The sequence below is a fragment of the Coralliovum pocilloporae genome, from assembly GCF_030845175.1.
GTDB lineage: Bacteria > Pseudomonadota > Alphaproteobacteria > Rhizobiales > Cohaesibacteraceae > Coralliovum > Coralliovum pocilloporae.
Window position 1 is genome coordinate 2,662,123 of record NZ_CP132542.1, and the last position, 14,260, is coordinate 2,676,382.

Below are 14,260 nucleotides of genomic sequence, written 5' to 3' on the forward strand. Positions count from 1 at the left end.
CGGCAGAAATTTACCTTGATGGATCGTGCGTAAGCTGTTGCAGATAGTCCCGTTTCTCTAACGCTTCCGTGAGGTCTCGTGAATTACGCGGGATTTGAAATAAAACATTCGAAAACTTGAACGTTACGGATGTTTAATGTGTCGGTCAGGCGGCTGTAAGGTTCCTGTCTCTATCTTCACTCTCAACACTTCGGAGCATCCGTCCGGTGCTTCGCATCCGTCAAAGCCAAGTCGAGAAGACGAACAAGAGAGTGACACAATGACAAAGACGAAAACCCTGAAGGCTGTTCGTGAGACCCTGCTGGCCGGAACCCTGGCATTCGGGATGATGGGCGCTGTCACGGCCCAGCTGGTTCTGATGCAGTCTCCGGCCTTTGCCGAGCCGGTCAGCGTTGATGCTCCGGCTCCAGTCAGCTTTGCTCCGGTCGTTGAAAAAGTGAAGCCGGCCGTTGTCAGCGTACAGGTGAAGTCAGAAATCAAGGCCGCCTCCAACCAGCAGTTCGGTTTTGGTCTTGATCAGTTTCCGGGCTTTCGTGACCTGCCGGAAGATCATCCGTTCAACCGCTTTTTCCGCCGGTTTGGCGAGCAGGAGCGCCAGGGTGAGCGTCAGCAGCGCGAACGCCAGCCGCGTAAGCCCCGTTTCGCCCAGAGCCAGGGCTCAGGCTTCTTCATCTCTGAAGACGGTTACGTTGTCACCAATAACCATGTGATTGAGAATGGCAGTGCGGTTTCCATCACCATGGATGATGGCACCGAACTGGATGCGAAGGTCATTGGCACAGATCCCCGGACCGATCTGGCGCTCCTGAAAGTTGATGGTGGCGATCGTAAGTTCACCTATGTGGCCTTTGCCAAGGGTGATTCCCGTGTGGGTGACTGGGTGGTCGCGGTCGGAAACCCGTTCGGCCTTGGCGGAACGGTAACGGCAGGCATTATCTCGGCACGCGGTCGTGATATCGGCGCAGGCCCCTATGATGACTTCATCCAGATTGATGCGCCGGTGAACAAGGGTAATTCCGGTGGACCGGCATTCAACAGCCGGGGTGAGGTGATTGGTGTCAACACGGCCATTTTCTCGCCGTCCGGCGGCAATGTGGGTATCGCTTTTGCTATCCCGGCCTCCACCGCAGAGACAATCATTTCCGACCTGCGTGACGACGGCCTTGTCTCCCGTGGCTGGCTCGGTGTGCAGATCCAGCCGATTACGGAAGATCTTGCTGACAGTCTCGGCCTGGCCGGAACCGAAGGCGCACTTGTTGCAGACCCGACATCAGGCGGCCCGGCAGAAGAGGCAGGCATTCAGGCCGGTGATGCAATCACGGCTGTGGACGGCAAGTCGGTGAAGAGCACCAAGGATCTGTCACGACGGATTGCGGCCTATGCGCCGGGCTCCAAAGTGGAGGTGACCCTGATGCGCGACGGACGTGAACAGACGATCACGGTTGAACTGGGTAACTTCCCAACATCTGACAGACTCGCTGCACGCAGCATCCCAAAACCCGCCGTCAAAAAGGCTCTTGAGGAGTTTGGCATGACGGTCGAGCCAACCGAAGATGGCGTCGGCATGATGGTGACTGCCGTGAAGCCGAACGGTGCCGCTGCGGAAAAGGGCATTGCCAAGGGTGATGTGATCTTCCAGATCGGTCGAGAGAAGGTGAATACCCTGAAAGAGATTGAAGCCGCTCTGGAAGCAGAGAAAGAACGCGGCCGCAAGAAGGTGCTTTTCGGTGTGAAAAAAGCCAATGGCGGTTCCGGTTTCACGGCCCTGTCCATCGGCTGATCTGATCGCTTCAGAGCGATCTGGAACCCACAGGATTATCCCGGCAAGTATCATTGTCGCCCCCAGCTTGTCGGGATAGGGGGCCTTCCCAAGGGCCCCGAGTTGACTTCCACCCAGGACGTTCAACTGAACTGCGGCAGTCCGGCAAGGGCTGCCGCTCTTTTCTTATGGCGCTGAACAGGCTATGCGAGGGTATCGATGAGACCAACAGCGGCAGAGAGCATGCGGATTCTGATTGTTGAAGATGACCGGGAAGCGGCCAATTATCTGGTTAAGGCTTTGAAGGAAACCGGACATATTGCGGACCACGCCGCAGATGGCGATGATGGCTTTGCCATGGCGGACGAGGGTGGTTATGACGTTTTGATTGTGGATCGCATGCTGCCAAAGCGGGACGGGCTGTCGATCATTGAGGAAATCCGGCGTAAAGGCGATACAACACCGGTTCTGATCCTGTCTGCATTGGGGCAGGTGGATGATCGTGTGACGGGCCTCCGGTCCGGTGGTGATGACTATCTGACAAAGCCCTATGCCTTCTCCGAACTTCTGGCCCGGGTTGAAGTGCTTGCCCGCAGAAATGCCAAGACCTCGGAAGCGGAAACCTCTTATACGGTTGCCGACCTGACGCTTGACCGTCTGTCTCATACAGTTTCGCGAAGCGGTCAGGATATCGTCCTGCAGCCGCGTGAATTCCGTCTGCTGGAATATCTGATGAAACATTCAGGCACGGTGGTAACCCGGACCATGCTGCTTGAGAATGTCTGGGACTATCATTTTGACCCGCAGACCAATGTGATCGATGTGCATATCTCGCGGCTTCGTTCGAAGATCGACAAGGGTTTTGAAACCCCGTTGCTGCATACGATCCGAGGGGCCGGATATATGGTCCGGGCAGTTTAAAATTTAAGACCAAGACAGAACAGGGTGGGGCAAACCAACAGATGGCACTGCGAAGGCTCTACAGAACCACCGCTTTCAAGCTGGCGACAATCTATCTGGTCATCTTCACGCTGTTTGCGGGCGGTCTGATCTATTACCTCGCTTCCAGCACCCATTCCCTGCTGAGGACACAGCTGCAGCTTCGCCTGAATGACGAGGTTGGTGAGCTTGACTCAATCTACCAGCGCGGTGGACTCAGGCGTCTGGTGCGGGCAATTGAGTGGCGCAGCAGACGCCCGGATTCGAGCCTTTATCTGATCACCGACCCGCAAGGTCAGCCAATCGCCGGTAATATTCTGGATGTGCCACCCGATATTTTCCAGGAGGAAGGCTGGGTAAAGGACCCGATCACCTATACCCGCTTCGAGCAGGCCAATGGCAGCGGCTTTGATCCGGACGAACAACTGGTGCACAGGGCTGTTGCCCAGATCTATTTCATGCCCAACGGCCTCCGCCTTCTGGTCGGGCGGGATATCGGTGAAGGGGAACGCTTCCGCGATATCTTCAAGCGGGCCTTTAACCTGTCTGTGGTTCTGATGGTTCTGTTGGGGCTTCTGACCTGGCTGTTCGTGTCGCGCCGGGTTCTGCGTCGTGTGGATGATGTGGGCAAGGCCAGCAAGCGCATCATGGCGGGGCACCTGGATGAACGCCTGCCGATCCGTGGTTCCCATGATGAGTTTGATCGTCTTTCGGTCAGCCTCAACACCATGCTGGACCGCATTGAAACCCTCATGGCCGGACTAAAGGAAGTCTCCGACAATATTGCCCACGACTTGAAAACCCCGCTGACGCGCATGCGAAACCGGGTCGAGATTGCCCTGCGGGGTGAAGGCGGTGAACAGGAGCTGCGCGAAGCACTGTCCACCACATTGGAGGAATCCGAAAACCTGATCCGCATTTTTGACGCTCTGCTGCGGATTGCCCGTCTTGAAGCAGGGTCCGCCACGGGAGATCTGAAGCCGGTCGATCTGGCTGGTATTGCCCGCGATGTCTCAGAACTCTATGAGCCTGTGGCCGAAGAGGATGGCATCGGGTTTGTCATCAGCGCCTCTGAACCCGCCTTTGTGACAGGAAGCCGCGAGCTGCTGGGGCAGGTGATTGCCAATCTGCTGGATAACGCGCTCAAATACGCACGAGAGCCAGGCAAGGAAGGGCTGACCCCAGAAATCACCCTGTCTGTCGAAAGTCGCGACAAGTCCGTGGTCCTCTGTGTGACCGATAATGGTCCCGGGATTCCGGAAGCGGACCGCGACAGGGTTCTGCAGCGTTTCGTACGGCTTGAGGAGAGCCGCAGTCAGCCGGGTTCCGGTCTTGGCCTTAGCCTTGTGGCCGCCGTTGCCCGTCTTCTGGACGGAAAGGTACAGCTTGGCGACAACAAGCCGGGACTCAGTGTAGAACTGCAGTTGACGCAGGTTGAGACGATCGGGAGTACGCCGGGTGAGTGAGCCGGAAAACGGGCTGGAGCGTGTGGAAGCGGTAACCAACAGAGCCGCCTTGTTAAGCAGGATTGCGCGAGACCTGGAGCCTTTGTCGCCTGAAGCAGCCGAGCAGGTGCTCAGTGATTATCTGGAGCGAGCCGGGCGTGACGGACTTGAAGAACGACTGGATGGTCTGCTGGCTGATCCCGCCGTTCGCCGTTTCCTGAGAGCCATACTCGATCTCTCACCTTATCTCCGGGATATTGCCATGGGGTCTCCGGTCCTGCTTCCGGACACGCTGGAGGCTGTGCCTGAAGAACGGTTCGATATGCTTCTGTCCGAGCGGCTGGACCGGTTCCATGAAACAGAAGCCGAGGTCATGGAAGACCTGAGGCGGATGAAGCAGGAGGGGGCACTTCTGATAGCCCTGGCGGACCTTGCGGGTGCCTGGACGCTGGATGCCGTCACGATTGCTCTGACCCGGCTGGCTGATACGGCCGCCCGTTGTGCTCTGCGGTTCATCCTTCGTGATCTGAACAGACGTGGCAAGATCTCCCTTGTTGATGAGAGCGATCCGGAAAAGGAATGCGGCTATATCGCACTGGCCATGGGCAAGCACGGGGCCTATGAGCTGAACTATTCAAGCGACATTGACCTGATCATCTTCTTCGAGCCAATCAATGCGCTGATTGCAGACCCCTATGATGCGCCGGATATCTTCGTGCGGGTGACCAAGAGCCTGGTGAAGATCCTCCAGACACGCGACCATAATGGCTATGTCTTCCGCACGGATCTGCGTCTGAGACCCGATCCCGGGGCCACTGCCGCTGCGGTCTCTGTTCCAGCAGCTCTGCAATATTACGAGAGCATGGGACAGAACTGGGAGCGGGCGGCTCTCATCAAAGCGCGCCCCTGTGCCGGTGATCTGAAAGCCGGCGATCAGTTCCTGAAGGAAATAGCGCCCTTTATCTGGCGCAAATATCTGGATTTTGCCGCTATTGCCGATATCCAGTCGATCAAGCGCCAGATTCATGCCCATAAGGGCCATGCGGCCGTTGCTGCAGCCGGACACAATATCAAGCTTGGACGCGGTGGCATCCGCGAGGTGGAGTTCTTTGTCCAGACCCAGCAATTGATTGCGGGTGGTCGGGTGAAGGAACTGCGCGGGCGTAGCACGCTGGATATGCTGGCGGAGCTGGTGCGGCAAGGCTGGATCAAGCCCAATGTTCACGACGATCTGAAGGCCGCCTATATCTTTCTCCGGTCCATTGAAAACCGGCTGCAGATGGTGCGGGATGAACAGACGCACATCATGCCTCAGAATGACGAGGACATGCTGCGCATCGCCCGGATGATGAATATGGATGATCTGGCCGCCTTTGAGGCTGAGCTGCTGAAGCAGCTCAATCTAGTCCAGCATCACTATGCCAATCTGTTTGAAGATGAGCCGGATCTGTCGTCAGGCGGCAGCAATCTGGTCTTTACCGGCGATGAGGATGACCCCGGCACGCTGGATGCCCTGATGACCATGGGGTTCAAGCGTCCACAGGATCTGACGCGAACGGTGAGAAGCTGGCATTTCGGGCGCTATCCGGCCACCCGGTCCACAAAGGCACGAGAGCGGCTGACTGAACTGACTCCGGTTCTGATCGAGACATTTTCCCGCACCAGTGAACCGGACAACACGTTCCTTGCCTTTGATCGCTTTCTCAGCAAGATGCCGACTGGTATCCAGCTGTTTTCTCTTCTGAAGAACAATCCGGCCCTGTTTGATCTGCTGATGACGGTGCTGGGTACGGCACCCCGGCTGACGGAGATTATCACCCGGCGGGTACACGCGTTTGATGCGCTTTTGGATCCGGCTTTCTTCGGAGGACTGCCATCGCGGGATGAACTCGCCGATCACCTGGCACGCTCTCTGTCAGAATCCACCTGCTATGAGGAAAGCCTCGACAGGGCACGTGTCTTCGGTCAGGAGCAACTGTTTCTGATCGGGGTCCGTGTGTTGTCTGGCGCGGTTAGTGCTCGCGATGCAGGGGCTGCCTATACGGCGCTGGCGGACGTGATCGTCTCGGCCATGCTGGAAGCGGTGCACATGGAGCTTCGCCGCACCCATGGGGATATTCCTGGCGGACGCATTGCACTGGTGGCCATGGGCAAGCTGGGCGGCCATGAGATGACGGCAGGATCTGATCTGGATATGATCCTGCTCTATGACATGGACCCGGATTGCACAGGCTCCGACGGCCCGAAATCCCTCTCAGCCAGCCAGTATTATGCCCGGCTGACCCAGCGGCTGGTCTCGGCCCTGTCTGCGCCCACAGCCGAGGGCACTATCTATGAGGTGGACTTCCGCCTGCGCCCCTCTGGCAACAAGGGACCGCTCGCTACCCATATCGACAGTTTCCGCAGTTACCAGACAAAGGATGCCTGGACCTGGGAGCACATGGCGCTGACCCGGGCACGGGTGATTGCCGGTGACGGCGGGTTTGCCGATGAGGTGCAGAGCGAGGTCCGTCGGATTCTTCAGAAGAGCCGGGATGCGGATGCGATCAGGGCAGATATTGCGGATATGCGTGGCCGGATCGCGCGTGAGAAGAAGCATGCGGGTCCGTGGGATATCAAGCTGGCTCCCGGCGGGTTACTGGATATCGAATTTATCGCCCAGACTGTGCAATTGCTCCATGCCCATGATCATCCCGGTCTCAACCAGACCAATACGGAACAGGCGCTGAGGGCTGCGGCTGATCTGGGGCTCCTGGATGGGGGAGATGTGGACGCACTGATGCCTGCCATTCAGCTCTATCAGAACCTGACCCAGGTTCTGCGTCTGGCGCTTGATAATCAGTTTGATGAGGCCAGTGCGCCAGACGGTCTGCTGCGTGTTCTGGCCAATGCGGCATCCATGCCGGACTTCAAGACCCTGTCCCTGCATCTGCTCGAAACCGAGACCGCCGTTCGCCAGGTCTTCGAGCGACTTGTGGGCTCGCCGGATGGCGAAGCCGGACTTTAGACATATTGTTTTCGCGCTTTAAGTCAAAAATTACCGATGTTTAATTTGAATTGTCTGCAGCTATCACAGATATGTGAAGGGTAGCCGGAGCACCATAGAAACGGGCGCGGCTTCGGGGCGACGTGAGGATTCTTTTTGAAATAAGGATTAGCGTCATGAAAAAGCTTTTGATTATCGGGACGGCTGCGACACTGGTCGCTGGATCACTTGCCGCAGCCTTTGCTGGCGGCCACAAATATAGCGGCCATCATAGCCCGCGCCATATGTTCGAGCGGCTTGATACGGACAAAAGCGGCACGATTTCCCGTGAAGAGTTTGACAAGATGGGTGAAAACCGTCTGGCCAAGGCCGACACGGACAAGGATGGTGCTCTGAGTGCTGAAGAACTGGATGCCCATCTGAACAAACGTCTTGCCAGGATGAAAGAGCGCATCCTCAAGCGGTTTGATGCTGATGGTGACGGCGTTATCTCTCAGGCGGAGATGGCCAATCATCGCCAGGACCGTTTTGCAAAACTCGATGCCAACTCCGATGGCGAGATTGAGAAGAGTGAGTTTCGCAAAGCCATGAAGAAACATCATGGCAAGTACAAAGGCCATCACGGGGGCAAGTATAAAAAGGACGGTGACAGCGCGGAGTAATCTGACCTCTGGTGTGCCCGACCTTTACAACGAACTCAGCTGAAACAAGACCCCGCTGTCATCTGATGGCGGGGCTTTCTGCCAGAGCATTTTGAGCCTAAATAGGATTGCTCATAATGCTCTATCTACTTGTTTGTAAGCCTATTCTTATCCGAAAACCGCACACACTTTTCAGGAATATGCTCTATTCAGTAATCTGCAAAAGAGCATGAACCGAGGTCAGAAAGCTGGCGTTTCCATTTGGTTCAGGAACGGCCTTGCCAAGGGCAGGGCGGACAGCGAAGGCATCTGCCATATCCAGCAGGGTTTCCGCCAGAGCGTCAGGCTGTTGCTGTGTCAGAAATTGTCTGGATCGGACGCCATCGCTGATCTTTGTGTCAAGGACGGCAATCAGCGCCTTCCGGTTTGTCAGAAACAGATCGGCAACAGCGTCATTCCGCGCAGCCTCTGCAGCCACTTCCAGCATCAGAATAGCATCTGACCGGTCAGAAACCTGCCCGACGATGAAGGACAGAACCGCCTCAATGGCCTCAAGCGGGTCTGTGATATCAGCAGCAGTTCCGGCAATGGAGGCAACGGAATCCGCTTCAAGAGCCGCAATCTCGACGATAAGGGCTTCCTTGCTCGCGAAGTAGTTATAGAGATTGCCGAGGCTGACCCCCGCCGCCCGGCTGATATCGCGCATGCTGGTGCTGTGAAAACCCTTCTGGACAATACAGCCCAGAGCCGCGTCCAGAATACGCAGGAACCGCCTGTCACGGTTCGTTGCCACCTCTGCACTCTGTGACGGGTCCTTGGACGACAGATCTTTGGGGGCTGGCTGGTCAGTCATGGGTTCACCTCGAACGACAGCTTCCGACGAACCGGCAGCATGCTGTTATATCTAAGACGAACGTTCGTTCTGTCAAGAAGTTCAAATATCAGGATTGAAGGGTTGCCAGTCAGGTAAATGAACAGGGCGGTTTATGGTACCAAGACCGAGGGCCCTTTACCGCTCGCTCAGCATCAGCCGTGTGGCAAGGCCGACGAAAATCAGACCGGCGACCCGGTTCATGATGATCTGGGCGCGGGTGGATTGTTTGAGCCAGTTGCCGAGGAACCCGGCGCACCAGGCAACCAGGCTGAATGTGGGGAAGGTAACCAGCAGGAAGATGGCACCGAGCAGCAGCATCTGGATACCCACAGAGCCACGAGCCGGGTCGGCGAATTGCGGCAGGAAAGCCAGAAAGAAAATGCCCACCTTCGGGTTCGTCACATTCATGATAATGCCACGCAGATAGAGCTTGCGCAGGCTCAGGCGTTCGGCTTCCGGGTCCGTCAGGTCAGAGGCCCCGGCACGGAAGGCCTGCCAGGCCAGATAGAGCAGATATCCGGCACCGGCAATCTTCAACAGGGTAAAGGCCAGCTCGGATGTCTGGAAGATGGCAGCGACGCCGATTGTCACCAGACAGGTATGAACCAGAAGCCCGGTACACAAACCGGCGGTCACAGCCAGACCGGCCGGGCGGCCATAAAGTGCAGACTGGGTCAGGACGAAGATGTTGTCCGGCCCGGGTGCCGCAGCAAGCGCCAGCGAAGCAATAACAAACAGCGACATAACTTCAAACGGGATCATCTTTGGGCTCCGGGAAAATAGACGATCACAATCAGTATCTGATTGTACCTCTTCATGAAAGTGTAGTTTCCGTCTTTTGCCAGTTGCCTGAAAGCCAATCGGTTGTAATCATCTCGCTCAGATAAAAGGGAGCCTGAGATGAAAGTCACCGTTTGCCAGCTGGACCCGCATCCGTCACATCTGGATGATCAACTGGCCGCCCTGGCCCGGCATGTGGGCGAGACCGGCAGCCGGTTTCTGCTTCTGCCGGAAATGTGTTTCTCCAACTGGCTGGCGGCAGACAAGGTGCCTGACGCGGATCGCTGGCAGGAGGCGGTTACAGCGCATCATCAACGTATCGCTGATCTGGCGACACTGGGCGCTGATGGCGTTATGGGAACCCGTCCGATTGTGACAGCCCATGGCAGTCGGAGGAACCAGGCTTACCTTTGGTCATCCGCCACAGGTGAGGCCGCGCCCCTGCATGAGAAATACTATTTGCCGGATGAACCGGGTTATTGGGAACACAGCTGGTATGATCGGGGAGACCGGCGGTTTGATCTGGGCCGGGCGCTTGGAATGCGGATCGGAGTGCAGATCTGCACTGAGATGTGGTTCTTTGAATGGGCTCGCCATTATGCGGCTGCCCGGGCTGACATGATCTGTGTCCCGCGCGCGACACCCCATGGTTCGGTGAGCAAATGGCTGGCCGGTGGGCAGGCCCAGGCCGTCTGCTCCGGTGCCTACAGCCTGTCATCAAACCTGTGGGCGCCTGAAGGTGAGGGTGCGGATCTGGGCGGGCTCGGCTGGGTCATTGATCCGGAAGGCAATGTGCTGGCCACCACCGACCCGGACAATCCGTTTGCCACCGTTGAGATTGATCTGTCCTTTGCCAGCCACAGCAAGTCCACCTATCCAAGATATGTGCCGGAATAGGTGTAGACTCTCAGACAGATCATCTGAGGCATAAACGGAGGCAACACCACCCCGCCAGCTGTTAATCATAAACCGAACTTGCGATATACGAGTACTGGTTCAAGCTGCTAGAATGTTTACATAAATTTAACCATGGGGTTGTCCGCAAGTTATCTTCGATACCGGAGAAACACGGACGTGGTTGAAACAAGCAGGGACCGAAGCGGTGGCATATGCACTTGATAGCTGGAGCATGATGTCCGGCCTGTCGACACCAAGATATCTGGTGGAGTACAGGCGGCGCTTCCATGCGGCTGAACTGCTGCAGGAATTGCGGGACCTGGAGTTCCGGGCCGGTCAGGCCAACTGCTTTTATGGTGCAGATTTTCTCGTTGCCGCCCAGGAAACCATCCTGGCCAGAGAGCCGGTTTCCGCTTTCCTGGTCTGGCGGGATAACGGCCCCGACCTGCGGCGGCTGGTGGGATTCATGCCAGGGCAGGTGCGCAACCTGGCTGTTGCGCCTGAATTCCAGCTGCTGGATACGCGCTACAATCCCTATTATGAGCCATTGATTGACCCGGACTGCCTGACCGGTGTGGTCGATGCGGTGCTCGGGCTTGCGAAAGAACGTAAGGATCTGCCCAGTATCTTCAATTTCGGCTCTCTTGTTCTGGGAAGTCCCTTTGCGGAAACATGGCTGAAGCGGATCATCGGGTTTGGTGGCGTCAACCGGATTGTCGGACGCTATCACCGTCCTGCTGTCAACGCGGCAACCGGGAACCCCACAGAAATTAAGGACCGGCTCAGCCCCAAGGCACGCTACAGGGTCAAGCACGGCCTGCGGGCGTTATCGGAACTGGGAGAGGTGCGGTTTGAGAGCCTCTCCGGCACTGACCCCGGCAAGGCACAGGCCGTCAGTGAGTTTCTGGTGCTTGAATCCCTTGGCTGGAAGGGATCAGGCCGAACGGCACTGGTCTGTCAGGCGGACACCGCGCGTTTTGCGCTCAAGCTGGCGCGTTCAAGGAACCTGCGGGTAGAACGTCTGATGCTGGACGGGCAGGCCATCGCCGCCAGTCTCAACCTCACATCAGGCCGCAAGCTGTTCGGCATGAAAATGGCCTATGACGAGACCTACGCGAAACACTCGCCGGGCACGCTGCTGGCCATGCATCTGGCGGAAACCTTCCAGAGCAATCCGGATGTGCGCGTACTTGATTCAGGCACCGGTGGTGGCCACCATCTGCTCAGGTTCTGGCCGGACCGCATCGAGTGCGGCCGCGTTATCAGTTCTGTCTCCCAGCCTGGCCATTGCCCCACAGCCATCACCCTTGGCCTCCACAGTGTGCCCTTTGTTGTAAAAGACCACGCAAAACGCGTCCGTGACATGGTCCGGCTGCACTATACCGGCAACGCCCAGTATCGCCCTGCGTAAGGGGAGTTTGTAGAGAAGGCCGCCTTGCTATTCAGGGCGACACTCTTTTGGCCAGCCTGTTCAGATTTTCAGGCTACCTTTATTGCCTCTATAGAAAAAGTTAGACACTATCGGCCAGACAGTGAGATATTCAATCTGTCTGATCTCAGCATCGCTGTTCCAAGGAAAAGATGACCGATGGATGACGCACAAGCGGAGCAGCAATCTGATGCTCTGAATGACTTCCTGAATGCATTTGATTTAGCAATGCGCATTCGCAACTACTCTCATGCTGAGATGCTGGCGATCGGGTTTTCCAAAACGAGGCCAGAGGCCCCGGAAGGCATCGAGAAACGTGCCTTGGTTCAGCTGGAGCGCTGTGAATACAGTGCTGCTATTGAGCTGTTCAATATTGCAATGAACACTTTTCCGGAGCGCCATGAAAACTTTGCGGGCGCGGGAAAAGCGCTTATGGCTCTTGGCAAGCATGGCGAAGCAAAGAAATTGGCTCAGGACCTCATTACGAACTTTCCCAGGAAAGCTGTCGGTCGCATCCTGATGGCAGATGTCTATAAGCATCTTGCTAAACCAGAGGCTCAGGAAAAGACCCTTCGCGCCTGTATCAAGGCCTTTCCACGCCAGTTGAAGGCGTATGTCGAATTGGGAAATTGCTTGTTGGCGCAAGGTAAGGCCAGCCAGGCAACTATTATGCTTGAGGCTGCTTCTGAGCAGTTTTCCAGACGGCCTGTGGTCCATGAGCTGTTATCGAAATCGTTTATAGCGGCGCAAGACTTTGCTGGTGCTGAAAAAGCCTTGTGTCACGGTATCGAACTGAATCCAGACGCTCTGCGCCTTAAGCGCAGCCTGTTGGGCATCAAGGTTCTACAGGTTCTTGAGGCTTATTTCCGGGCCCGGTTCGAAACGTGTTATGAACGCTTGAGTGAGCTCGAAGAAGTATATGAACCGCTAAGGGAGCGCTTTAAGCTACAGGGTGTTTATCGCGAAGTGCACTGGGCCTTCAGTCGTGACCATGCGCTGTCTGCCGCCCAGAAAGCACAAAAGGAAGCACCTGAAGCTACAGCAGGCTATCTCGCTGAAGCGATGATCCAGTTCGAATCTGGCGCCTTTGAAAAGGCCTCTCAGAAATTCCGAGAAGCAAAAGCTCTGGATGCTGAATGTGTCGAAGCTCAGATTGGCTCCGCTCTTGTTCAACTCAATACAAATGATCAGGACGGTGCTGTTCGGACGCTGACAGATAGTAACGTGAAGAGCCATTGTCTGACATTTTTGACGTTGGGCGCTCTGGAGGTTGGTCGTTTTGAGCTGAACCGGGCACTGAAGCACTTTGAAGCCGCATATGAAACTGCTGGCACACCTGGAATAAAGGCGTTCGTACAACGCCAAATCAATGCGGTGACGCAATCTCTGGAACTCGAAACACAGTACAGGTCGGTAGCCGATATGCTGTGTGATGAAGCGTCCGTTTCGCTCTTTCGCAGTTGGTCTGCGGGTTTCTGTATCCTGGACAGTGTCAGGATACCGCCACTGAGCCCGTATAAGCTTCCATCCATAGCGCGGGATTTCAACGAAGGCCTTACAAGCAAAGCGATTTCCTATTGTGAGGAAAATACCCGGAATGGCCTGGTTGATATAACCGGGTTGGGATATTCGGACCTGTATCTGGATATCTCACCCAAGGAAGTTCTGGATGTCATGTTGCTCAATCACTATCACTATGTGTCAAAAGATGGAGCAGTGAAGATTTCGCCTGAAGGGTGCTCTCATGTGCTTGATTGTGGTGCGCTGCATGGTGAGACAGGTCTGCTGTTTGCAGCGGAAGGACGTGACGATTGTACCGTCGCGATGTTTGAATTCATTCCCAGCAAAATCGAGCGGATTCGCCGTGCTATCAAAATGAATCCGCACCTCAAACAGCGGCTGACGATTGTCAGTCACCCCGTCTTTGAAACCGACGGACAGACGCTGTTCCTCAATCCATACATTCCAAGCCGAGTGTTTGACGAAGCAGCCAATGAAGACTGTACGCCGGTCCATACCCTTTCCATTGACGGCTATATGGAACAGTCCGGGCAAGAGCGACTGGATTTCATCAAGATGGATATTGAGGGGGCGGAGCTCCCTGCGTTGAAAGGCGGGATTAAAACCATCCGCAAGTGCATGCCAAAGCTCGGGATTTCAATTTATCACGAAGATGACTGGTTGAGGGTCCCACTGTGGTTTAAGAGCCAGAATCTGGACTACAAATATTTTGTGGGCCACCATTCCGCACAAGGGCGGGAGATGGTGCTGTATGCTATTCGGGCTGACGTTGTCCCCTCTTAAAGCGTGCTGCACCAAGGCGGGAGCCGGTTTTGTGATGGACAGCGCGCTTCAGCAAAAGTGGTGAGCATGTCGCGTGAACTCCGTTCAGCGTGACACGCTCCGGGCATTCCCATCGATTTATGATGAGGCGCGCTCCGTATTTCGGGGGCTGTATGGGCAGGTGAGTGGGGAGCGGCATGATATCGTTCCAGCCTCCACAGCATCCT

The 14,260-nt window shown here is 56.0% G+C and carries 10 protein-coding genes; 8 read left to right on the plus strand and 2 right to left on the minus strand.

The features are described 5' to 3' along the window. Positions 1-259 precede the first annotated feature (259 nt). The 5 genes from RA157_RS12225 (at position 260) to RA157_RS12245 (ending at position 7,791) form a co-directional block, all read left to right on the plus strand. Complete coding sequence (locus RA157_RS12225; protein ID WP_350333404.1) at positions 260-1,780, plus strand: Do family serine endopeptidase; 1,521 nt, start codon at positions 260-262, stop codon at positions 1,778-1,780. Positions 1,781-1,978: 198 nt separating this feature from the next. Then, positions 1,979-2,680: a winged helix-turn-helix domain-containing protein gene (locus RA157_RS12230; RefSeq protein WP_350333405.1), complete on the plus strand. Its 702-nt coding sequence runs from the start codon at positions 1,979-1,981 to the stop codon at positions 2,678-2,680. 41 nt (positions 2,681-2,721) lie between these two features. Beyond that, positions 2,722-4,164, plus strand: a complete 1,443-nt coding sequence (locus tag RA157_RS12235) for a sensor histidine kinase (RefSeq protein ID WP_350333406.1) — start codon at positions 2,722-2,724, stop codon at positions 4,162-4,164. Continuing rightward, positions 4,157-7,150, plus strand: a complete 2,994-nt coding sequence (locus tag RA157_RS12240) for a bifunctional [glutamine synthetase] adenylyltransferase/[glutamine synthetase]-adenylyl-L-tyrosine phosphorylase (RefSeq protein ID WP_350333407.1) — start codon at positions 4,157-4,159, stop codon at positions 7,148-7,150. Before RA157_RS12235 ends, RA157_RS12240 begins: the two co-directional genes overlap by 8 nt. Before the next feature lie 155 nt (positions 7,151-7,305). After that, positions 7,306-7,791, plus strand: a complete 486-nt coding sequence (locus tag RA157_RS12245) for an EF-hand domain-containing protein (RefSeq protein ID WP_350333408.1) — start codon at positions 7,306-7,308, stop codon at positions 7,789-7,791. Between the two features lie 184 nt (positions 7,792-7,975). On the opposite strand, the gene RA157_RS12250 is transcribed toward RA157_RS12245, so the two are convergent. Together RA157_RS12250 and RA157_RS12255 are read right to left on the minus strand one after the other, a co-directional pair. After that, on the minus strand, positions 7,976-8,623 hold the full coding sequence (locus RA157_RS12250) for a TetR/AcrR family transcriptional regulator (protein WP_350333409.1): 648 nt from the start codon (positions 8,621-8,623) through the stop codon (positions 7,976-7,978). A gap of 156 nt (positions 8,624-8,779) precedes the next feature. Then, the gene (locus RA157_RS12255) at positions 8,780-9,406 is read right to left on the minus strand and encodes a LysE family translocator (protein WP_350333410.1); all 627 of its coding nucleotides are present in this window, start codon (positions 9,404-9,406) and stop codon (positions 8,780-8,782) included. A gap of 138 nt (positions 9,407-9,544) precedes the next feature. Between RA157_RS12255 and RA157_RS12260 the strand changes: the two genes are divergently transcribed. The 3 genes from RA157_RS12260 (at position 9,545) to RA157_RS12270 (ending at position 14,054) form a co-directional block, all read left to right on the plus strand. Continuing rightward, positions 9,545-10,321 carry a carbon-nitrogen hydrolase family protein gene (locus tag RA157_RS12260; protein WP_350333411.1) on the plus strand — a complete coding sequence of 259 codons (777 nt, stop codon included), beginning with the start codon at positions 9,545-9,547 and terminating at the stop codon, positions 10,319-10,321. Positions 10,322-10,526: 205 nt separating this feature from the next. Next, on the plus strand, positions 10,527-11,732 hold the full coding sequence (locus RA157_RS12265) for a GNAT family N-acetyltransferase (RefSeq protein WP_350333412.1): 1,206 nt from the start codon (positions 10,527-10,529) through the stop codon (positions 11,730-11,732). A gap of 177 nt (positions 11,733-11,909) precedes the next feature. After that, entirely contained in the window at positions 11,910-14,054 is a 2,145-nt protein-coding gene (locus RA157_RS12270) for an FkbM family methyltransferase (protein WP_350333413.1), read from the plus strand. The last annotated feature ends 206 nt before the right edge of the window (positions 14,055-14,260 follow it).

Coding starts and splice junctions, on each gene's coding strand:
- RA157_RS12245 (WP_350333408.1), top strand. CDS start 7,306: ATGAAAAAGCTTTTGATTATCGGGACGGCTGCGACACTGGTCGCTGGA.
- RA157_RS12255 (WP_350333410.1), bottom strand. CDS start 9,406: ATGATCCCGTTTGAAGTTATGTCGCTGTTTGTTATTGCTTCGCTGGCG.
- RA157_RS12235 (WP_350333406.1), top strand. CDS start 2,722: ATGGCACTGCGAAGGCTCTACAGAACCACCGCTTTCAAGCTGGCGACA.
- RA157_RS12260 (WP_350333411.1), top strand. CDS start 9,545: ATGAAAGTCACCGTTTGCCAGCTGGACCCGCATCCGTCACATCTGGAT.
- RA157_RS12225 (WP_350333404.1), top strand. CDS start 260: ATGACAAAGACGAAAACCCTGAAGGCTGTTCGTGAGACCCTGCTGGCC.
- RA157_RS12230 (WP_350333405.1), top strand. CDS start 1,979: ATGAGACCAACAGCGGCAGAGAGCATGCGGATTCTGATTGTTGAAGAT.
- RA157_RS12270 (WP_350333413.1), top strand. CDS start 11,910: ATGGATGACGCACAAGCGGAGCAGCAATCTGATGCTCTGAATGACTTC.
- RA157_RS12250 (WP_350333409.1), bottom strand. CDS start 8,623: ATGACTGACCAGCCAGCCCCCAAAGATCTGTCGTCCAAGGACCCGTCA.